At 52.8% G+C, this 18821-nt stretch carries 21 protein-coding genes and 1 pseudogene; 11 read left to right on the top strand and 11 right to left on the bottom strand.

All coding sequences use genetic code 11. The annotated features are described in order from the left end of the window. Genes trpCF through trpA form a run of 3 tightly spaced genes read left to right on the top strand, consistent with a single transcriptional unit; the run spans window position 1 to window position 3410 of the window. Complete coding sequence (gene trpCF / locus LBW88_RS05335) at window positions 1–1368, top strand: bifunctional indole-3-glycerol-phosphate synthase TrpC/phosphoribosylanthranilate isomerase TrpF (protein ID WP_224931885.1); 1368 nt, start codon at window positions 1–3, stop codon at window positions 1366–1368. A 45-nt stretch (window positions 1369–1413) separates the two neighbouring features. Continuing rightward, the gene (trpB, locus tag LBW88_RS05340) at window positions 1414–2607 is read left to right on the top strand and encodes a tryptophan synthase subunit beta (protein WP_224931883.1); all 1194 of its coding nucleotides are present in this window, start codon (window positions 1414–1416) and stop codon (window positions 2605–2607) included. Next, on the top strand, window positions 2607–3410 hold the full coding sequence (gene trpA, locus LBW88_RS05345) for a tryptophan synthase subunit alpha (RefSeq protein WP_224931881.1): 804 nt from the start codon (window positions 2607–2609) through the stop codon (window positions 3408–3410). Before trpB ends, trpA begins: the two co-directional genes overlap by 1 nt. A 45-nt stretch (window positions 3411–3455) precedes the next feature. On the opposite strand, the gene LBW88_RS05350 is transcribed toward trpA, so the two are convergent. Then, complete coding sequence (locus LBW88_RS05350; protein WP_224932031.1) at window positions 3456–3785, bottom strand: hypothetical protein; 330 nt, start codon at window positions 3783–3785, stop codon at window positions 3456–3458. Continuing rightward, window positions 3739–4200 (bottom strand): hypothetical protein, encoded by a 462-nt coding sequence (locus LBW88_RS05355; protein WP_224932041.1) that lies wholly within the window; start codon window positions 4198–4200, stop codon window positions 3739–3741. Before LBW88_RS05355 ends, LBW88_RS05350 begins: the two co-directional genes overlap by 47 nt. Between LBW88_RS05355 and LBW88_RS05360 the strand changes: the two genes are divergently transcribed. Further along, a complete protein-coding gene (locus tag LBW88_RS05360; RefSeq protein WP_224931879.1) occupies window positions 4145–4459 on the top strand; it encodes a BON domain-containing protein in 315 nt (104 codons plus the stop codon). The genes LBW88_RS05355 and LBW88_RS05360 overlap by 56 nt on opposite strands. Window positions 4460–4519: 60 nt before the next feature. Here the strand turns inward: LBW88_RS05360 and ompW are convergent, their stop codons facing one another. Next, complete coding sequence (ompW, locus tag LBW88_RS05365) at window positions 4520–5152, bottom strand: outer membrane protein OmpW (RefSeq protein ID WP_097116991.1); 633 nt, start codon at window positions 5150–5152, stop codon at window positions 4520–4522. A gap of 340 nt (window positions 5153–5492) precedes the next feature. Here ompW and LBW88_RS05370 point away from each other — a divergent pair, with 340 nt between their 5' ends. The 3 genes from LBW88_RS05370 to yciA are packed head-to-tail and all read left to right on the top strand — an operon-like array spanning window position 5493 to window position 7296. Next, window positions 5493–6227, top strand: coding sequence for a YciC family protein (locus tag LBW88_RS05370; RefSeq protein WP_100700643.1), 735 nt, complete (start codon window positions 5493–5495; stop codon window positions 6225–6227). A gap of 59 nt (window positions 6228–6286) precedes the next feature. Next, window positions 6287–6826 (top strand): septation protein A, encoded by a 540-nt coding sequence (locus tag LBW88_RS05375; protein ID WP_224931877.1) that lies wholly within the window; start codon window positions 6287–6289, stop codon window positions 6824–6826. Between the two features lie 53 nt (window positions 6827–6879). After that, complete coding sequence (gene yciA / locus LBW88_RS05380; RefSeq protein ID WP_224931875.1) at window positions 6880–7296, top strand: acyl-CoA thioester hydrolase YciA; 417 nt, start codon at window positions 6880–6882, stop codon at window positions 7294–7296. A gap of 53 nt (window positions 7297–7349) precedes the next feature. On the opposite strand, the gene tonB is transcribed toward yciA, so the two are convergent. After that, window positions 7350–8072 carry a TonB system transport protein TonB gene (gene tonB, locus LBW88_RS05385; RefSeq protein ID WP_224931873.1) on the bottom strand — a complete coding sequence of 241 codons (723 nt, stop codon included), beginning with the start codon at window positions 8070–8072 and terminating at the stop codon, window positions 7350–7352. Window positions 8073–8277: 205 nt separating this feature from the next. On the opposite strand from tonB, the gene LBW88_RS05390 reads away from it, so the two are divergent. Both LBW88_RS05390 and LBW88_RS05395 read left to right on the top strand, forming a co-directional pair. Continuing rightward, entirely contained in the window at window positions 8278–8574 is a 297-nt protein-coding gene (locus LBW88_RS05390) for a YciI family protein (protein WP_039334626.1), read from the top strand. A 3-nt stretch (window positions 8575–8577) separates the two neighbouring features. Continuing rightward, the gene (locus LBW88_RS05395; protein WP_166936081.1) at window positions 8578–8748 is read left to right on the top strand and encodes a hypothetical protein; all 171 of its coding nucleotides are present in this window, start codon (window positions 8578–8580) and stop codon (window positions 8746–8748) included. 16 nt (window positions 8749–8764) lie between these two features. Here the strand turns inward: LBW88_RS05395 and LBW88_RS05400 are convergent, their stop codons facing one another. After that, a complete protein-coding gene (locus LBW88_RS05400) occupies window positions 8765–8938 on the bottom strand; it encodes a YciY family protein (protein WP_224931870.1) in 174 nt (57 codons plus the stop codon). A gap of 163 nt (window positions 8939–9101) precedes the next feature. Between LBW88_RS05400 and cls the strand changes: the two genes are divergently transcribed. After that, window positions 9102–10562 (top strand): cardiolipin synthase, encoded by a 1461-nt coding sequence (gene cls, locus LBW88_RS05405; RefSeq protein WP_224931868.1) that lies wholly within the window; start codon window positions 9102–9104, stop codon window positions 10560–10562. A gap of 37 nt (window positions 10563–10599) precedes the next feature. Continuing rightward, on the top strand, window positions 10600–10929 hold the full coding sequence (locus LBW88_RS05410; protein ID WP_196761379.1) for an HI1450 family dsDNA-mimic protein: 330 nt from the start codon (window positions 10600–10602) through the stop codon (window positions 10927–10929). Window positions 10930–10982: 53 nt separating this feature from the next. Here LBW88_RS05410 and oppF read toward each other — a convergent pair whose 3' ends face one another. From oppF to LBW88_RS05440, 6 genes and pseudogenes are all read right to left on the bottom strand, one after another. Beyond that, window positions 10983–11987: a murein tripeptide/oligopeptide ABC transporter ATP binding protein OppF gene (oppF, locus tag LBW88_RS05415; protein WP_224931866.1), complete on the bottom strand. Its 1005-nt coding sequence runs from the start codon at window positions 11985–11987 to the stop codon at window positions 10983–10985. Continuing rightward, window positions 11984–13003 carry an ABC transporter ATP-binding protein gene (locus tag LBW88_RS05420; protein ID WP_224931864.1) on the bottom strand — a complete coding sequence of 340 codons (1020 nt, stop codon included), beginning with the start codon at window positions 13001–13003 and terminating at the stop codon, window positions 11984–11986. The genes oppF and LBW88_RS05420 overlap by 4 nt, the downstream gene beginning before the upstream one ends. An 11-nt stretch (window positions 13004–13014) precedes the next feature. Next, window positions 13015–13922 (bottom strand): annotated as a pseudogene (oppC, locus tag LBW88_RS05425) (oligopeptide ABC transporter permease OppC). A gap of 15 nt (window positions 13923–13937) precedes the next feature. Next, on the bottom strand, window positions 13938–14858 hold the full coding sequence (oppB, locus tag LBW88_RS05430) for an oligopeptide ABC transporter permease OppB (protein WP_038646657.1): 921 nt from the start codon (window positions 14856–14858) through the stop codon (window positions 13938–13940). An 81-nt stretch (window positions 14859–14939) separates the two neighbouring features. After that, window positions 14940–16577: an oligopeptide ABC transporter substrate-binding protein OppA gene (gene oppA, locus LBW88_RS05435; RefSeq protein ID WP_224931860.1), complete on the bottom strand. Its 1638-nt coding sequence runs from the start codon at window positions 16575–16577 to the stop codon at window positions 14940–14942. A gap of 159 nt (window positions 16578–16736) precedes the next feature. Beyond that, window positions 16737–18371 carry an ABC transporter substrate-binding protein gene (locus tag LBW88_RS05440; RefSeq protein WP_320442530.1) on the bottom strand — a complete coding sequence of 545 codons (1635 nt, stop codon included), beginning with the start codon at window positions 18369–18371 and terminating at the stop codon, window positions 16737–16739. Between the last annotated feature and the right edge of the window lie 450 nt (window positions 18372–18821).

Consider the following 18821-nt stretch of genomic DNA (forward strand, 5'->3'; position numbering starts at 1 on the left):
ATGAGTATCAAGGGCACCGTTTTAGAGAAAATTGTTCAGGATAAAGCCGTCTGGGTTGAAGCACGCAAGGTACAACAGCCGCTGGAGACCTTCAAGAACAGCTTGCAGCCTGCAGGACGCCACTTTTACGATGCGCTGCGCGGCACGCGCACGGTGTTCATCCTGGAATGCAAAAAAGCCTCCCCTTCTAAAGGTCTGATTCGTGAAGATTTTGATCCTGCGACCATCGCCGGCGTTTATCGTCATCACGCCTCAGCTGTTTCGGTCTTAACTGACGAGAAGTATTTCCAGGGTGATTTTGAATTTTTGCCGATCGTCAGCGCCGCGATTACTCAACCGGTGTTGTGCAAAGATTTCGTTATCGATCCCTATCAAATTTACCTGGCGCGCCACTATCAGGCGGATGCCATTTTGCTGATGCTGTCGGTGCTGGATGATGAGCAATATCGCCAGCTCGCCGCGGTAGCGCACAGCCTGAAAATGGGCGTACTGACTGAAGTCAGTAATGAAGAAGAGTTGGAACGCGCCATTGCGCTGGAAGCGAAAGTGGTCGGCATCAATAACCGCGACCTGCGCGACCTGTCCATTGATCTGAATCGCACCCGCCAGTTGGCGCCACGTTTAGGCCACGGTGTGACGGTCATTAGCGAATCGGGCATCCATAATTATGCGCAGGTGCGTGAATTGAGCCACTTCGCCAACGGTTTCCTGATTGGCTCCGCACTGATGGAAGAAGCCGATCTCGATGCCGGTGTGCGTCGCGTCTTACTCGGTGACAATAAAATCTGCGGCCTGACCCGCTCTGAAGATGCGCGCATTGCGCACGAAGCAGGCGCGATTTATGGCGGTGTAATTTTCGCAGAAGGTTCACCGCGTAAAGTCAGCGCCGAACAAGCCCAAACCGTTATAGCGGCTGCACCACTTAAGTATGTCGGCGTATACCGCAACAATCGTGTAAGTGACATTGTCACGCACGCCAGTTTACTCCAACTCTCCGCTGTGCAATTGCATGGTGATGAAGATCAGGCGTTTGTCGCAGAACTGCGTAGCGCCCTGCCAGAAGAGGTGAAAATTTGGAAGGCGCTGAGCATTCGCGGCAGCCTTCCAGCCCGCGATTGGCCGCATGTGGATCGTTATGTGTTTGATAATGCCCAGGGCGGCAGCGGACAGCGATTCGACTGGTCACTGCTTCAGGGTGAAGATCTCAGCAACGTGCTGCTGGCCGGCGGATTAAGCGCAGACAACTGCGTAGAAGCTGCCCAACTTGGCTGCGCCGGGCTGGACTTTAACTCCGGCGTTGAATCTGCGCCTGGCATCAAAGATGCCAGTAAAGTCGCGGCTGTATTCCGCACGCTGCGCGCCTATTAATTTCGCTCGCCCGCCGATGTGCGGGCCGCATAAGGAAGATGAAAGATGACTACGTTATTGAATCCCTACTTTGGCGAGTTTGGCGGTCAATATGTGCCGCAGATTCTGATGCCTGCTCTGCGCCAGTTGGAAAGCGCCTTTGTCGAAGCGCAGCGCGATCCTGAATTTCAGGCTGAATTCACCGATTTGCTGAAAAACTATGCCGGTCGCCCTACCGCATTGACGCTGTGCACCAATCTGACCAAAGGCACGAAAACCCGCCTGTATCTGAAGCGTGAAGATCTACTGCACGGCGGTGCCCACAAAACTAACCAGGTGTTAGGTCAGGCACTGCTTGCTAAGCGCATGGGCAAAAATGAAATTATCGCTGAGACCGGTGCCGGTCAGCATGGTGTGGCTTCAGCATTGGCGTGCGCGCTGCTCGGCATGAAATGCCGCATTTATATGGGTGCAAAAGACGTTGAGCGTCAGTCACCTAACGTGTTCCGTATGCGTTTGATGGGCGCGGAAGTGATTCCGGTGCACAGCGGTTCAGCCACGCTGAAAGATGCCTGTAATGAGGCGCTGCGTGACTGGTCTGGCAGCTACGAAACCGCGCACTATATGCTCGGCACCGCGGCAGGTCCGCATCCCTTCCCGACTATCGTGCGTGAGTTCCAGCGCATGATTGGCGAAGAGACCAAAGCCCAGATTCTGGAACGCGAAGGTCGTCTGCCAGATGCGGTGGTGGCCTGTGTGGGTGGCGGTTCGAATGCCATCGGCATGTTCGCTGACTTTATTGATGACACCAGTGTCGGTTTGATTGGCGTTGAACCTGCGGGTCACGGCATCGAAACTGGCGAACACGGTGCGCCACTCAAGCACGGCCGCGTCGGTATCTACTTTGGTATGAAAGCGCCAATGATGCAGACTGAGGAAGGCCAAATTGAAGAATCCTATTCGATCTCGGCTGGCCTCGATTTCCCTTCTGTTGGCCCACAACACGCCCATCTCAACAGCATTGGTCGCGCCGAATATGTGTCGATTACCGATGATGAAGCGCTGTCAGCCTTCAAAGAACTGTGTCGTGCAGAAGGCATTATCCCGGCTCTGGAATCCTCCCATGCTCTGGCATATGCGCTGAAAATGATCCGTGAAAATCCGGAAAAAGAGCAGTTGCTGGTGGTCAACTTGTCCGGTCGCGGCGACAAAGACATCTTCACCGTTCACGATATTTTGAAAGCTAAGGGAGAGATCTGATGGAACGTTATAATCAGCTGTTTCAACGTCTGTCGGCGAAGAAAGAAGGCGCCTTTGTTCCTTTCGTCACCCTTGGCGATCCGACCCCTGAACTGTCGCTGAAGATCATCGACACGCTGGTAGAAGGCGGAGCCGATGCGTTAGAGCTTGGCATTCCATTCTCCGATCCACTGGCGGACGGCCCAACGATTCAGGGCGCAACCTTGCGTGCCTTCGCAGCGGGAACCACCGTTGCGCAGTGTTTCGAGATCCTTGCTGCCGTGCGTCAGAAGTACCCTGAACTGCCGATTGGATTGTTGATGTACGCTAATCTGGTGTTCAGTAAAGGCATCGACAACTTTTACGCGCAGTGTGAAGCCGTAGGCGTTGATTCCGTGCTGGTGGCGGATGTACCGGTAGAAGAGTCTGCGCCGTTCCGTCAGGCTGCGATGCGTCATAACGTGGCACCGATCTTCATCTGCCCGCCGAATGCGGATGATGATTTACTGCGTGAGATTGCCTCACACGGCCGCGGTTATACTTATCTGCTGTCGCGCGCGGGCGTCACTGGCGCAGAGAATCGCGCCAGCCAGCCGCTGAATCATCTCATTGATAAATTGCGCGAATACCATGCGGCGCCACCGTTACAGGGCTTTGGTATCTCAGAAGCCAGTCAGGTGAAAGAAGCCATCGCAGCGGGCGCAGCGGGTGCCATTTCAGGCTCGGCGATTGTGAAGATCATCGAACGTAATCAGAACGATCCCGCCACATTGTTAGCTGAACTGAAAGCGTTTGTCAGCGATCTGAAAGCCGGCACGCGCTAAATCCTCAAGACCCTGTTCGCTATAGCGAATAGGGTCTTCTCTTGATTATTCCAGCCTGAACGTCTGCTCATCTCCCGAACCATCAGGATACGTCAGCTTCATCATTAGCTTGTCGTTTCTGATTTGCCATGTCAGCTTCTCGTCTTCGGGGCCATCGCGCCAGCGTCCACTACTATCCGGATTATCTGACATCCAGATCACTCTATCGCCCTGAAGTCGGCAGCGTACGGCCCAGCGTGACTGATCGGATGGTCGGATATAATGCACCCACGCGACGCCCTGCTCATCCACTTTGTCCAGTTGCATAATTTTGAAGTTGCGGCCAAAGCTAATTGCGGCAGCAGCCTTGCACAGGGTGCCTAGATGCGGATTCATTATCGGTTCTGCCTGCGCACTGGGCATCGGCAAGTTCTGTGAAGCAAATAGCTGAAGATAAGACAGATAGCTGATTGTGGCTATCGCCAGAATGGCACGCTTTTTCATTATTATTTTCCCTGCCTGTGGTGCCTGTACCGGCACGCATCGGCTCTTTGTCTTGTTGTTTTAATATCAGTTTTGCCCTGCTGTTCCAGCTTACCGTTTGCCCCGCTGCCGTCATTGGATCAATAAGTGGTAAAAGTGGCGTATTTCCAACTTTTTCACTCTCCGCGATTTGCCGATTTGCAAAGCGCATACCACAATTAATCGCACCGTCTCGTTGCGGTGAAACATCATCTAAGACAGGGAGATAACCAATGAATTTTTTTAAAGTCGTTGCAGGAATATTAATGGCTGCGGTTATGGCGATCACACTTAGCGCCTGCGCACCGACAGCCACAAAGGAAGGGACCGGGGGCTATCTCGATGATACGGTGATTACCACTAAGGTTAAGGCGCAGTTGTTGAATGACGATTCGCTGAAATCCACCGAAATCAACGTCGAAACCTTTAAAGGGAAAGTGCAGTTAAGCGGCTTTGTCAGTTCTCCGCAGATGGCGAACCGTGCTGTCACGGTCACCCGCAGCGTGGAAGGGGTTAAATCTGTGGTTAACAATATGCAGATTAAGTAATAGCGTATCGATACTGCAGCGGGCGGCCTTTGGGTCGCCCGTTGTTTTTCGGTTGTTGCCTCAGAAACGGTAACCCACACCAAAGAAGAATACCCACGGATCGATACGCGTATTAATATTTTGTTGTTCACCGTTGGCTTTAAATTTCACTTCAGTATCAATGTCCATGTACCAAAGTGAGGCGTTCAGCATCCAGTCACGGTTGATTTGATAATCCATCCCTACCTGACCCGCCACGCCCCAGGAATCTTTGACGCTTAAATCACTTAAGCCCGCATCCTGACCGGTTTGATTAAATTTGGCATCGTAGAAGGTGGTGTAGTTGATACCTACCCCAACGTACGGACGCACCGGGCTGCGGCTATCAAAGAAATAGTATTGTGCCATCAGCGTCGGTGGCAGCTGGCGCACGGTCGCCAGATTTCCAGTGGCACCGAGGCCAACCTTGTGACGGAACGGTGTCGCCGCCAGCAGCTCCACGCCGATGTTGTCCGTCGCCATATAGGTGAAGGTGAGTCCAAGCTGGGTGTCGTTGCTGACGTTAAAGCCGCCCATACCCAGCACATTGTCAGAGCCTTCGGTTGGACGAACAGTCGCGCTACCGGCACGCATGAAAAAATCACCCGCCTGATGAGCCAGCGCCAGCTGGGGAATAGCCAGAGCCATGAGCAATGCGCATTTTGCCAGTTTCATAATCACTCCTTTGCATAAAAGTAGGGTCTTAATCGGGATTGCGGCACAAGATCTAACCCTTTTTTGGTAAAAGATCATCTGCATCAGTTCAGATTAATCACTTAAAAAACAATGGATTGATTCAGATCAATTTTCGGCATTCCGCCTGTGGAAGAAAAAACGTTAAGGAGGGTTTTCAGGCTAATGAAAAGGCTTTGCTGCTTTTATGAACCAGGAACGAAGTCTAATTCCCCATTCTTTACCAGAGATGACACAAAGTTATGGTCTTCCGGGTGCCAGCCTGCCCGCAGAACATGTACAATCGCCGGGTTAATTAACCCGGTTCCATCAAGGAGAGTACATGTCTATCACGGCAAGCTCGTTATACCGTGACACAGGAAATTTTCTGCGTCATCAGCTGGTTACTATTTTGCTGATGGCGTTGCTGACGTCGTTCATTACGGTGATTGTCGGTCATGCATTAACCCCAGGCGAAGACCAGTTATCCCTGCTTAGTCAGGCTGACGACAGCGCGACATCACTGTTTGAATTGGTACAGAATATGTCACCGGATCAGCAGCGCATCTTGCTGCGTGCATCGGCAGCCGGCACCTTTGCAGCGCTGATCGGCAATACGCTGTTGCTCGGCGGTATGCTGTGCCTGATCCCGCTGGTCTCCAATGGCCAACGCGTGAGTGCCCTGCGAGCGATCGGTGCCTCCGCGCCACTGCTGCCAAAACTGCTGCTGCAGACCTTCCTGATTACCTTGCTGGTGCAAATCGGCTTTATGGTGCTGATGGTGCCTGGCGTGATTCTGGCGATTCTGCTGTCACTGGCGCCGGTGATGCTGGTCAGCGAGAAAATGGGTGTGATTGGGGCAATGCGTGCGAGCATGAAGCTGGCATGGAAGAACATGAAACTGATTGCCCCTGCCATCGTGCTGTGGCTGCTGGCCAAAATTGTGCTGATGTTCCTTATTTCATCGCTTACCGTTTTGCCGGTCAATATTGCGTCAGTGGTGATGAATGCGCTGGGTAATCTGGTCTCTGCCATTCTGATTATCTATTTGTACCGTCTGTATATGCTGTTACGTTAACAGCGATGGCGCTCTGCGGAGCGCCTTTATTGAACGCTCCTGCCCTAACTGGAAACGCTATGAAGCAGTTACTCGATTTTCTTCCCCTGGTAGTTTTCTTTATCTTCTACAAGCTATACGACATCTTTGTCGCTTCAGGCGCCCTGATTGTCGCCACGGGCCTGGCGCTGGTGGTCAGTTGGGTGCTGTATCGCAAACTGGAAAAGATGACTATTTTCACCTTCGCGCTGGTGACGGTCTTCGGCACATTAACGCTGGTGTTCCATAACGATGAGTTCATCAAATGGAAAGTCACTGTGATCTATTCCCTGTTCGCGTTGGCTCTGCTTTACAGCCAGTTCTTTATGGAACAGCCGCTGATTCAGCGCATGCTGGGTAAAGAGTTGCAGTTGCCTGGTGTGGTGTGGCGTCGCTTGAATATTGCCTGGGCAATCTTCTTCTTCGTCTGCGGCCTGGTGAATATCTATGTTGCGTTTTGGTTATCACAAGAGTTTTGGGTTAACTTTAAAGTGTTTGGTCTGACTGGCCTGACCCTACTGTTTACTCTGTTAAGCGGCGTGTACATCTGGCGACAGATGCCGCAACAAGAACAAAAATAAGCTACTCCGCCCGGCACAGTCGGGCTTCTCTTCACCTGCAGAAGAACTGAGCAATGGACGAAAAACATAAATTGCCGCAAGGCGAGATGGTATCGCGCACCCTGGCGATGCCGGCGGATACCAATGCCAATGGTGATATTTTTGGCGGCTGGTTGATGTCACAGATGGATATGGGCGGCGCCATCATGGCCAAGGAGATCGCCGAAGGTCGTGTGGTCACCGTACGCGTTGATGGTATGACGTTCCTGAAACCGGTGGCAGTAGGCGATGTGGTGAGCTGCTATGCGCGTTGCATGCACACCGGTAACAGTTCGATGACCATCAATGTAGAAGTGTGGATCAAAAAGGTGTCGTCTGAGCCAATCGGTCAGACGTATTGCGCCACCGAAGCGGTATTTGTCTACGTTGCCGTGGATAACACCGGAAAATCCCGTCCGCTGCCCCCCGGCAAAGCTAATCTTGCCGATTAACAGCGATAAAAAAAGCGGTCAATGACCGCTTTTTCTTTGCCTTCAACGCAGGTTTACTCGATGTTAGCGCCACCGTTAATACGGAATACGATGTTCATGGTCAGGCCTTTTCCAGGACGACCAGGCTGATAACGCCACTTTTTCATCGCCTGCTTCACTTCACGCTCGAACATGTTGCGCGGTTCGGCGGAGAGAACTTCCACATTATCGACACGACCGTCACTATCCACATCAAACTGCACGCGTACACGGCCTTCCACGCGTAACGCAAACGCACGCGCCGGATAGGCAGGTTTGCTCACGTTCATCGCCTTCGGCCCGTCAGAGACGGTTTGCGTTGGCGCTGGGTTACTCTTCGGCGCCGTGGTCGGACGCGTCTGGGTGGTCGGGATGTCCTGCTTGACCGGATTCTCCTGCGGCTTCACTTCCTTACGCGGCTTAGGCTCGACCTTTTTCTCTACCTTCGGCTTGGGTTTTGGCTTGGGCTTCGGTTCAGGTTTTGGAATCGGCACGGGCTCGACTTTTGGCGGCTCAGGTGCGACTTCCGGCTCAGGTTCGGGCTCTGGCGGCGGCGGTGTCACCACCGCGGGGGCCGGCTCTGGCTGCACTTCAGGCGCCACCATGGTCACGCTGATTGGCTGGGATGCTTTCGGAACCTCAATGGTCTGATGAAACGATGCATAGAGAATGCCCGCAATCAACGAGCCGTGGAGCACCACGGACAAGATCATAGCTACGGGGGTACGTGTAGGAAGAGGCGTAATCAACGTCGTCATATCAGTCATATTCATTGAGTGAAGCGCAGATTTTAAATGCAAATAGCAATCAGTTTCAATAAGCGATGTGTAAGGCACCCGCAGAAAGGCGTTTTTTAGCGGGAGTTGCGCTAAATGACGGTGGTTTTATCTTTCATTTGCACTCTGATTAACGATCACTTAACGTGTCTCGCAATTTCGGCAAGTCTATCGGGAGTACCCCATCGTGCTTTACGTCATTTATGCGGAAGATACCGCAGATTCACTGGAAAAACGCAATTCCGTACGCCCGGCGCATCTCGCGCGCTTGCAGTTACTGCAGGATGAAGGTCGACTGATCGCCGCAGGCCCTCTGCCCGCTGTGGATAGCAACGATCCGGGTCCCGCAGGTTTTACCGGTTCAGTGATCATTGCTGAGTTTTCCTCGCTGGAAACCGCACAATCCTGGGCCAATGACGATCCCTACATTGCCGCTGGCGTGTATGAGAAAGTGGCGGTCAAACCGTTCAAACGCGTATTTTAATCGATGTGGCAGTCTGTTTTACTGCTGGTAGCGGTTTTGACGTTAATTGGCAGAGCTTTATGGATTTGGCGTCAGCAAGGCTGGCGCCAGGCCCGACAGCACATCGTGATGTTAGTTGTGCTGGCGGCCGCATTACAGATCGTCAATGTCTCTCTGGTGTTACGCGGCGCTTAAAGGCCGCGTAAGCCATTTACATATTCTGTGTGATGAACAGGATTGAGCGGCGATGCTGCTGCGCGACCTGATGACGAATGGTATGGATACGTTTATAACGACGCGACTGCCCTTCCAGCCAACGTGCACGACGGCGGTGTACCTGACGTAACATTCTCCAGCGCGCCACTTCATTTCTGCTTCGTCTCATCACATCCTCATCAGACAGGCTAAACTCGCCAGGCATTATAAAGATCTGATTGAAAATGCCAAATCGAAAGCTTCATTGAACTGTCATTCACGATTAAAGGTTTCACTAGTGCTATTCAGCACGTAAACTTTCCTCATCAAAGCGCGAACAGGATGTCCACTTAATGACTACATTTTATACCCTAATCAGTTGGTTGCTGCTGTTCGGCTACTGGTTGCTGATTGCGGGTGTCACGCTGCGTATTCTGATGAAACGCCGCGCAGTGACGTCCGCCATGGCCTGGTTGCTGATCATCTATATTCTGCCGCTGGTGGGTATTATCGCGTATCTGTCGTTTGGTGAACTCCATCTGGGTAAACGCCGGGCTGAGCGCGCGCGCACCATGTGGCCTTCTACCGCCAGGTGGCTAAACGATCTCAAACAGTGCCGGCACATCTTCGCCACTGAACACAGTGACGTTGCACGCTCATTATTTGAACTCTGCCACCATCGCCAGGGCATTGCGGGTGTCAAAGGCAATCAGCTACAGCTGCTCACTAACTCTGATGACGTGATGCACGCGCTAATCCGTGACATCCAATTGGCACGCCACAATATTGAGATGGTGTTTTACATCTGGCATCCCGGCGGGCTGGCGGACGAAGTGGCAGAATCGCTCATGGCCGCCTCGCGCCGTGGCGTGCATTGCCGATTGATGCTGGACTCGGCGGGCAGCGTGACATTTTTCCGCAGCCCGTGGGTGAATATGATGCGTAACGCGGGCATCGACGTGGTTGAGGCGTTACAGGTGAGCCTGCTGCGTGTATTCCTGCGCCGGATGGATTTGCGACAGCATCGCAAAGTTGTGCTCATCGATAACTATATTGCTTACACCGGCAGCATGAATCTGGTCGATCCACGCTACTTTAAGCAGGATGCTGGCGTGGGCCAGTGGATCGATCTGATGGCGCGTATGGAAGGGCCGGTCGCGACCACCATGGGCATCGTTTACGCTTGCGACTGGGAGATCGAAACCGGCAAACGCATTCTGCCGCCTGCGCCTGATGCCAATATCATGCCGTTTGAGCAGGAAAGCGGTCATATCATCCAGGTGATCGCTTCCGGGCCGGGCTTCCCGGAAGATATGATTCACCAGGCGCTGTTAACGGCGGTCTATTCCGCACGTGAACAACTGATCATGACTACCCCCTATTTCGTCCCCAGTGACGACCTGCTGCACGCAATCTGCACCGCGGCACAACGCGGTGTGGAAGTCAGCATTGTGGTGCCACGTCATAATGATTCGCTACTGGTCGGCTGGGCCAGTCGCGCGTTCTTCACCGAGTTGCTCGAAGCAGGCGTGAAAATCTACCAATTTGAAGACGGTTTGCTGCACACCAAAAGCGTGCTGGTCGATGGGCAGCTGAGTCTGGTTGGCACCGTGAACCTGGATATGCGCAGCCTGTGGCTCAATTTTGAAATCACACTGGTCATCGATGATGATGGATTTGGCAGCGATCTGGCCACGGTGCAGGATGACTATATCGCCCGCTCACGCTTGCTGGATGGCGCGCGCTGGGCTAAACGTGCGTGGTGGCAGCGCATCGTTGAACGACTGTTTTACTTCTTTAGCCCTTTACTGTAAAACGAGCGAAAATATTACCGCCTCAGAGCAAGCAGGAATGACTATGGATTTAAATAATCGCCTTACCGAAGATGAAACGCTGGAGCAGGCTTACGACATTTTTCTGGAGCTGGCTGGTGATAACCTCGATCCGGCTGACATCATTCTGTTCAATCTGCAGTTTGAAGAGCGCGGCGGCGCAGAGCTGTTTGATCCGGCTGAAGACTGGCAGGAGCATGTTGATTTTGATCTCAATCCGGACTTCTTCGCCGAAGTAGTGATTGGTTTGGGTGAAGCGGATGGCGAGCCGATTACCGATGTGTTTGCCCGCGTGCTGCTGTGCCGCGAGAAAGACCACAAGCTGTGTCACATTCTCTGGCGTGAATAATCGCTAACGAATAAAACAACGCCGGGCAATTGCCCGGCGTTTTCTTTTCGACCTTACAACGGGTCGACCTTCAGGCAAGATACCGCATGGCGGAAACTGCCCTCCAGCAACGGACGCGTTTTTGCACATTCAGGTCCGGCAATCGGACAACGGGTGCGGAATACGCAGCCTGATGGCGGATTGATTGGCGAAGGTAACTCACCCTCCAGCAACTGAATCTGTTTGTTTTTCTCCAGATCGGGATCCGGAATCGGCACCGCAGACATCAGCGCACGGGTGTACGGGTGCTGTGGATTGTTGTACACCGAATCATAGGTGCCCAACTCAACCGCATGACCAAGATACATCACCAGTACACGATCCGAGATGTGCTTCACCACCGCCAGATCATGCGCGATGAAGATCAGCGACAGCCCCATTTCACGCTGTAATTTCTGCAGCAGATTCACCACCTGCGCCTGAATCGACACGTCCAGCGCCGAAACCGGCTCATCGCAAATAATCAGCTTGGGTTCAAGGATAAGCGCTCGCGCTATGCCAATACGCTGACACTGACCACCGGAAAACTCGTGCGGATAACGGTTGATGAGGTTTGGCAGCAGCCCGACCTTCATCATCATGTTTTTCACCTTATCCTTCACTTCCTGCTTTGGCATCTTCGGATAATAGGTGCGCAGCGGCTCGGCAATAATGTCGCCGATGGTCATGCGCGGGTTCAGCGAGGCCAGCGGGTCCTGGAAAATCATCTGGATATCGCTACGCGCCTGGCGCCACTCATCCTGACTCTGTCCCAGCAGATCGCGTCCCAACCACGCCACACGGCCTTCAGTGGCTTTTACCAGGCCAATGATGGCGCGCGCCAGGGTGGATTTACCACAGCCCGATTCGCCGACTACGCCGAGCGTTTCGCCCTCATATAAGCGCAGGCTGACGCCATCCACCGCCTTCAGCGTTTTTGGCGGCTGCCAGAACCACTGTTTGCCGTCTTTGATCTCGAAATGCACTTTGAGATCGGCGATTTCCAGCAAGACTTTCTTCTCTTCGATGATGGTACTCATGCTAATTCCTCCACCGGTTTGAAGCAGGCACGCAAACGACCTTCAGCGAAAGGTTCCAGCGGCGGTGATTTAGCACACACGTCCATCGCAAAAGCACAACGTGGCTGGAATGGACAGCCCTGCGGCAGGCGCAACAGGTTAGGCGGGTTGCCAGGAATGGTGGTGAGTGATTCGCCCTCTTCCGCATCCAGGCGCGGTACCGCACTCAGTAAGCCAATCGAGTAAGGATGCGCAGGCTGATAGAACACATCGCGTGCACGGCCATACTCCATGGTACGCCCGGCATACATCACCAGCACCTTGTCACAGATACCGGCAACTACCCCAAGATCGTGGGTGATCATGATGATCGCGGTGTTGAATTCGCGTTTCAGCTCGTTCAGCAGCGTCATGATCTGCGCCTGTACCGTCACATCCAGCGCCGTGGTGGGTTCATCGGCAATCAGCAATTTAGGACGACACAGCAGCGCCATAGCGATCATTACACGCTGACGCATGCCACCGGAAAACTCATGCGGGAACATCTTCATACGCTTACGCGCTTCCGGCATTTTCACCGCATCCAGCATGCGCACGGATTCTTCAAACGCCTGCGCGCTGCTCATCCCTTTATGCAGTTTCAAGACTTCCATCAGCTGCTCACCTACACGCATGTAAGGATTGAGCGAGGTCATCGGGTCCTGGAAAATCATCGCAATCTGCTCAGCACGCAGCTTGTTCAGTTTGTTCTCCGGCAGATTGAGAATCTCATTGCCGTTGAATTTTGCCGAACCGCCAATGCGACCGTTTTTGGCCAGCAGCCCCATCAGGGCGAAAGCGGTCTGTGACTTGCCCGATCCCGATTCGCCAACGATCCCCAGGGTTTCGCCGGCACGCAGTGAAAAGTTGAGGTCGTTGACCGCGGTGACATCACCATCGTGGGTGCCAAAGGTGACGCGCAGGTCTTTTACTTCCAGTAGCAGGTTACTGTTTCCCGCACGTGCAGCCATCGCTGGCTGAAATTCATGTATGGTCATCGGGAAACTCCTTAACGATCTTTCGGGTCGAGGGCATCACGCAGGCCATCGCCGATAAAGTTGAAACAGAACAGCGTGACCACAAGGAAACCCGCCGGGAACATCAGCAACCAGGGCGAAACTTCCATTGAGTTGGCGCCATCACTCAGTAGTGCGCCCCAACTGCTCAGCGGTTCTTGCGTACCCAACCCGAGGAAACTAAGGAAGGACTCAAACAAAATCATGCTCGGCACCAGCAATGAGGCATACACCACCACCACACCCAGCACGTTCGGGACGATGTGGCGCAGTACGATATTGAAGGTCGAAACTCCACCCACCTGTGCCGCTTCAATAACTCTTTGCGCTTCAGGCCCAGCGTCTGGCCACGCACGATACGCGCCATATCCAGCCACGACACCATGCCGATCGCCACAAAAATCAGCAGGATGTTACGACCAAAGAAGGTCACCAGCAGGATCACGAAGAACATGAACGGGAAGGAGTTGAGGATTTCCAGAATACGCATCATCACGGAGTCGATTTTACCCCCGAGATAGCCCGCCAGTGAGCCATATAGCGTGCCCACCAGCACCGCAATCAACGCGGAGGCAATGCCGACCATCAATGAGATACGACCGCCAATCGCCACGCGCACCAGCAAGTCACGTCCGGACGAATCGGTACCAAACCAGTGGCCTGATACCGTATCCGGAGCGGCTGACATCATGGCCCAGTCCGTATCGTCATATTTGAACTGCGACAGCACAGGTGCCAACACCACAAACAGGGTAATCACCAGCAGCACCAGCAAACTAATAAACGCGGCGCGGTTATGAATAAAGCGGCGACGCGCATCCTGCCACAGGCTGCGCCCTTCGACTTCCAGTTTTTCACTGAAGGCATCCAGAGCTTCGCTGTTTTTCTTACTTAACATCATGGGCGAGCTCCACAATCAGTAACGGATTTTCGGATCGATCACGGCATACAGCACATCAACGATCGCGTTAAACAGAATGGTCAGCACACCGACCAAAATGGTCAGACTCATCACCAGAGAATAGTCACGGTTCAGAGCACCGTTAACAAACAGCTGGCCGATACCCGGCAGACCATAAATCGATTCAATCACCATTGAACCCGTGATGATGCCGACGAATGCCGGTCCCATATACGAGAGCACGGGCAGCATCGCCGGCTTGAGCGCATGACGCAGCACGATGCGGCGCAGCGGTAACCCTTTGGCGCGCGCGGTGCGGATGAAGTTAGAGTGCATCACTTCAATCATCGAGCCACGAGTAATACGCGCGATGCTGGCGATATACGCCAGAGACAGCGCCACCATCGGCAACAGCATGTAATTCCATTGGCCGCCGTTCCAGCCACCGCCCGGCAGCCAGCGCAAGGTAATCGCGAAGACCAGCACCAGCAGCGGCGCGACGACAAAGCTGGGTATCACAACGCCCGTCATGGCGACCCCCATCACCGCGTAATCCCACAAACTGTTCTGTTTGAGCGCGGCAATAACCCCAGCCGTCACGCCCAGGATCACCGCAAGGAAGAAGGCCGCGAGGCCGAGTTTGGCCGAAACCGGGAAGGCGTGGCCGACCAGATAGTTAACCGAGTAATCTTTGTACTTAAACGATGGACCAAAGTCGCCGTGCGCAAGCTGCACTAAATAGCTGACGTACTGTTTACCGATCGGATCGTTCAGGTGATATTTGGCTTCGATGTTCGCCATCACTTCAGGCGAGAGCGTGCGCTCGCCGGTAAACGGACTGCCGGGTGCCAGTCGCATCATAAAGAAGGAGATGGTGATCAGGATGAAGAGTGTCGGGATCGCTTCCAGAAGCCGACGCAGGATGAATTTTAACATTGCCGTACCTACCAGGCTGTTGCTTCACAAAGTCAAAAAGGCGGCGCTACAGCGCCGCCACTGTCGATAGCCTGAGTGCTATTAATGTTTAATGATATACAGGTTTTTATCGAGGGTTTTATCCAGCGGATCATTACCGGTGTAACCACCCACATACGGCTTAACCAGACGAGCGTTGACGTAGTAGTAAACCGGCACAATGGTGCTGTCTTTATCCAGAATCTGCTCAGCTTTCTGGTAATCCGCTACACGGGCTTTATCGTCTACCGCTTTCACCGCATCGTGGATCACTTTATCGAAGTCCGCGCTCTTATAGTGCGAGGTGTTACTGCTGCTGTCAGACAGCATGATGTTCAGGAACGAAGTTGGCTCGTTATAGTCTGCACACCATGCCGCGCGGGAAACATCGAAGTTGCCTTGATGACGGGTATCCAGGAAGGTTTTCCACTCCTGGTTTTCCAGCTTGATGTTCACGCCAATGTTCTTTTTCCAGATCGAAGAAGCGGCGATAGCCAGTTTCTTATGCAGATCTGAGGTGTTATACAGCAGGTTGAAGGTCAGTGGCTTATCCGCCGTGTAACCTGCTTCGGCCAGCAGTTTTTTCGCTTCTTCGTTACGCTTGTTCTGATCCCACTTGAACCAGTCTGGCGGCAGCAATTCCATACCGTCAGTGGCTGGCGGAGTGAAGCTGTACGCCGGTAACTGACCCTGCGCCAGCACCTTGTTTACCATGATGTCACGATCCAGACCCAGCTTCAGCGCAGTACGTACGCGCGGGTCGGTGAATGGCGCTTTCTGGTTGTTGATTTCATAGTAGTAGGTGCAGAGATACGGCTTCACCATCAACTCTTTACCATTGTCGCGCTGCAGTTTTTTGAACAGCTCGATCGGCATGTTGTTATAGGTGATGTCGCTACCGTTCTCAGAGAAGTAACGGTTCACGTCACTCACTTCTGAGTTGATCGGCAGGAAGGTCACTTTGTTCAGCACGGTGTGCGCGTTATCCCAATATTCCGGGTTACGTACGATGGTGACACGTTCGTTGATGACGTGTGATTCCAGTTTGAAAGCACCGTTGCCAACCCAGTTCTGCGGCTGCGTCCACTGATCGCCAAATTTCTCAACTGCAGGCTTATACACCGGTGACATCACGGAGTTGATCAGCAGCTTATAGAAGTAAGGAACCGGCTCGCTGAGGGTGACTTCCAGCGTATGGTCATCAATGGCTTTCACACCCAGATCGGTGATCGGTTTTTTACCGGCGATGATGTCATCGACATTCAGGATGTGGCCGTACTGCGGATAGCTGGCGTAAGGAGAAGCGGTTTTAGGATCGACTAAACGTTCCCAGCTATACACGAAATCTTGTGCCGTTACCGGCTCGCCATTGGACCATTTGGCGTTTTTGCGCAGATGGAAAGTCCAGACTTTAAAGTCTTTGTTTTCCCAGCTTTCCGCCACGCCCGGAACCGGTTTGCCATCGCTGTCGCTGATGATCAGACCTTCGTACAGATCGCGTGCGATGTTGTCTTCCGGCACGCCTTCAATCTTATGCGGGTCGAGCGATTGCACTTCATCGCCATTACCACGTACCAGCTCCTGTTTTGCTGCCAATTCAACGCCTGCTGGCGCTGCTGCCAATGCGGCATTCCCTGCCAGCGCGCCGATTGCTGCAAGAACGCCTGCGGCAATCAGGCTTTTTTTCGTGATGTTGTTCATTACTTAGCTCCAGTTTTATTATCGTCACCAGGTCAGTTAACCGCCCGGCGTACCCCGTTTCCGGGAGATCTCTGCCTGTCTGAACAGAGACCACTACCACCCTTCAGGGTTTACCACGTTAATGTGCCGTCCGACTGTAGCGCCGGTTCAACACATTACTCAATGTTTCTTTATGTAATAGTATTTCAATGCCAGCATATCCTGCGGGTCTTTACCGGTAAAACCGCCTACCCAGGGCTTCACCAGACGCACACTGACGCGATAGTAAACCGGCACGATAGGCGAGTCCTTGTCCAGTTGCGCTTCCGCCTGCTGATACAACGCGGCACGCTGGGTGTTCTCGGCAACCGTCAGGGTTTGCGCCATCAATTTATCGAAGGCATCGCTGTGATAGAACGCGGTGTTGATTGATGAACCGCTCAGCAGCATGTTGAGGAAGGTTGAGGGCTCGTTATAGTCCGAGCACCAGGTGGCGCGCACCACATCGTATTGCGCCTGATGACGCGTCTCCAGCAGCGTCTTCCACTCCTGATTTTGCAGCGTCACTTCGGCACCGAGGTTCTTTTGCCACATCGAGGCGGCGGCAATTGCCTGGCGTTTATTCTGCTCAGAGGTGTTGTACAACAACGTGAAACGCAGCGGATGCTGTGCATTAAAACCGGCCTCTGCCAGCAGTTTTTTCGCACTGGCGTTACGCTCGGCCTGGGTTTGCTTCGACCAGGCAGGCGCTTCTGGCGAGATACCGTGAGTGAATGGCGGAGTCAACGCATAGGCGGGGATCTGACCTTGCCCCATGATCTTGTCGGCGATAATGTCTCGATCGAGCGTCAGCTTCAGCGCTGTGCGGACTCTTGCATCATCGAACGGCGCTTTTTTGTTATTCATTTCATAGTAGAAGGTGCAGAGCACAGGGCTGACTTTGACCTGTTCACCCAAATCCTGCTGCAACTTCTTGAATAAGTCCGGTGGCACCACGCTGTTGGTCATGTCCGTGCCACCGCTGCGATAGCGGTTGATATCACTGTTCTCGGAAGTGATAGGCAGAAAAACGCCCTCATCAATCACGCTACGCGCATTATCCCAATATTGCGGATTACGCTTCAGGACAATCTTTTCATTCACCACCCAATCAGCCAGCGTGTAAGCACCATTTCCCACATAGTTCTGTGGCTGCGTCCACTGCTCGCCCGATTTTTCAATCGCCGCACGATACACCGGCTTCATCGCGGTGTGTGCCAGCATATCGATAAAATAGGGAACGGGCTCAGTGAGCGTCACCTCCAGGTGATGCGCATCGATCGCTTTCACGCCCAGTGATTCAGGTGAGGCTTTGCCCGCCAGAATGGCGTTGATACCGGCGAGATGCGCTGCCTGTAAATAACTTGCATAGGGTGATGCCGTTTTAGGGTCGGCCAGGCGCTGCCAGCTGTAGACAAAATCTTGTGCGGTGACGGGTTCACCGTTGCTCCAGCGGGCATCTTCTCGCAAGGTGAATGTCCAGATACGCCCTTGCTGGTTGCTCCACTTCGATGCAACGCCGGGCACAATCTGACCATTGTTATCGGTCTCAACCAGCCCTTCCAGCAAATTGCGAATGACGTTGGATTCCGGCACCCCTTCCGTTTTTTGCGGATCGAGCGAAGACACTTCACTACCGTTATTGATGACGATGCGCTGTGTTGCTGATAATTGCGTACCCGCCGGGATTTCAGCAGCCTGACTGTGAGTGATAAAACCTGCCAGACAAAGCGCCAGAGACGTGCGCGCAGCCTTTTTCGCTACCATGCTTTTCATCAACAAATATCAACCTTAAATAAAAACCTGATAGCGAGTAAGCAAGAAGCGTACACATTTGTCGCTAACAGGGAAAAAATTTGTGATGAGCCGAAAATTATCAGAACCGATGCCCGCACGCCAAAGCTAAACACCAAAAATGTTAGCTAATTCTCTTTTATCATGTAGATCGCGACAGGAGAAGTGTTAATTTTTATCCTGAAATATTACTCAAATAGATGTTTTATAAGCAATAAACCAGTATTCCGTCGGAATTTTCGCCAAAAACGCCCTGCAATCCTTTATTTTATCGTTATTGCTACCGATCCTTAGGAAAACAATATGAAACGTTATTTGAAACGATAAAACATCCGAATAGTTATTGGATTAAACGAATTAGGTAGTGAATTATTCTGTGATAATTATCACATATATTTATTGATGAACTGGCGAAGAGAGAGAAAGTAGTAG

Source organism: Pantoea sp. alder81, from assembly GCF_020179835.1.
GTDB lineage: Bacteria > Pseudomonadota > Gammaproteobacteria > Enterobacterales > Enterobacteriaceae > Pantoea.

What these genes read in the sequence shown, in the direction of transcription:
- trpCF (WP_224931885.1), top strand. Translation starts at nt 1, where the DNA reads ATGAGTATCAAGGGCACCGTTTTAGAGAAAATTGTTCAGGATAAAGCC.
- trpB (WP_224931883.1), top strand. Translation starts at nt 1,414, where the DNA reads ATGACTACGTTATTGAATCCCTACTTTGGCGAGTTTGGCGGTCAATAT.
- trpA (WP_224931881.1), top strand. Translation starts at nt 2,607, where the DNA reads ATGGAACGTTATAATCAGCTGTTTCAACGTCTGTCGGCGAAGAAAGAA.
- LBW88_RS05350 (WP_224932031.1), bottom strand. Translation starts at nt 3,785, where the DNA reads ATGAATCCGCATCTAGGCACCCTGTGCAAGGCTGCTGCCGCAATTAGC.
- LBW88_RS05360 (WP_224931879.1), top strand. Translation starts at nt 4,145, where the DNA reads ATGAATTTTTTTAAAGTCGTTGCAGGAATATTAATGGCTGCGGTTATG.
- ompW (WP_097116991.1), bottom strand. Translation starts at nt 5,152, where the DNA reads ATGAAACTGGCAAAATGCGCATTGCTCATGGCTCTGGCTATTCCCCAG.
- LBW88_RS05370 (WP_100700643.1), top strand. Translation starts at nt 5,493, where the DNA reads ATGTCTATCACGGCAAGCTCGTTATACCGTGACACAGGAAATTTTCTG.
- LBW88_RS05375 (WP_224931877.1), top strand. Translation starts at nt 6,287, where the DNA reads ATGAAGCAGTTACTCGATTTTCTTCCCCTGGTAGTTTTCTTTATCTTC.
- yciA (WP_224931875.1), top strand. Translation starts at nt 6,880, where the DNA reads ATGGACGAAAAACATAAATTGCCGCAAGGCGAGATGGTATCGCGCACC.
- tonB (WP_224931873.1), bottom strand. Translation starts at nt 8,072, where the DNA reads ATGACGACGTTGATTACGCCTCTTCCTACACGTACCCCCGTAGCTATG.
- LBW88_RS05395 (WP_166936081.1), top strand. Translation starts at nt 8,578, where the DNA reads ATGTGGCAGTCTGTTTTACTGCTGGTAGCGGTTTTGACGTTAATTGGC.
- LBW88_RS05400 (WP_224931870.1), bottom strand. Translation starts at nt 8,938, where the DNA reads ATGAGACGAAGCAGAAATGAAGTGGCGCGCTGGAGAATGTTACGTCAG.
- cls (WP_224931868.1), top strand. Translation starts at nt 9,102, where the DNA reads ATGACTACATTTTATACCCTAATCAGTTGGTTGCTGCTGTTCGGCTAC.
- LBW88_RS05410 (WP_196761379.1), top strand. Translation starts at nt 10,600, where the DNA reads ATGACTATGGATTTAAATAATCGCCTTACCGAAGATGAAACGCTGGAG.
- oppF (WP_224931866.1), bottom strand. Translation starts at nt 11,987, where the DNA reads ATGAGTACCATCATCGAAGAGAAGAAAGTCTTGCTGGAAATCGCCGAT.
- LBW88_RS05420 (WP_224931864.1), bottom strand. Translation starts at nt 13,003, where the DNA reads ATGACCATACATGAATTTCAGCCAGCGATGGCTGCACGTGCGGGAAAC.
- oppB (WP_038646657.1), bottom strand. Translation starts at nt 14,858, where the DNA reads ATGTTAAAATTCATCCTGCGTCGGCTTCTGGAAGCGATCCCGACACTC.
- oppA (WP_224931860.1), bottom strand. Translation starts at nt 16,577, where the DNA reads ATGAACAACATCACGAAAAAAAGCCTGATTGCCGCAGGCGTTCTTGCA.
- LBW88_RS05440 (WP_320442530.1), bottom strand. Translation starts at nt 18,371, where the DNA reads ATGAAAAGCATGGTAGCGAAAAAGGCTGCGCGCACGTCTCTGGCGCTT.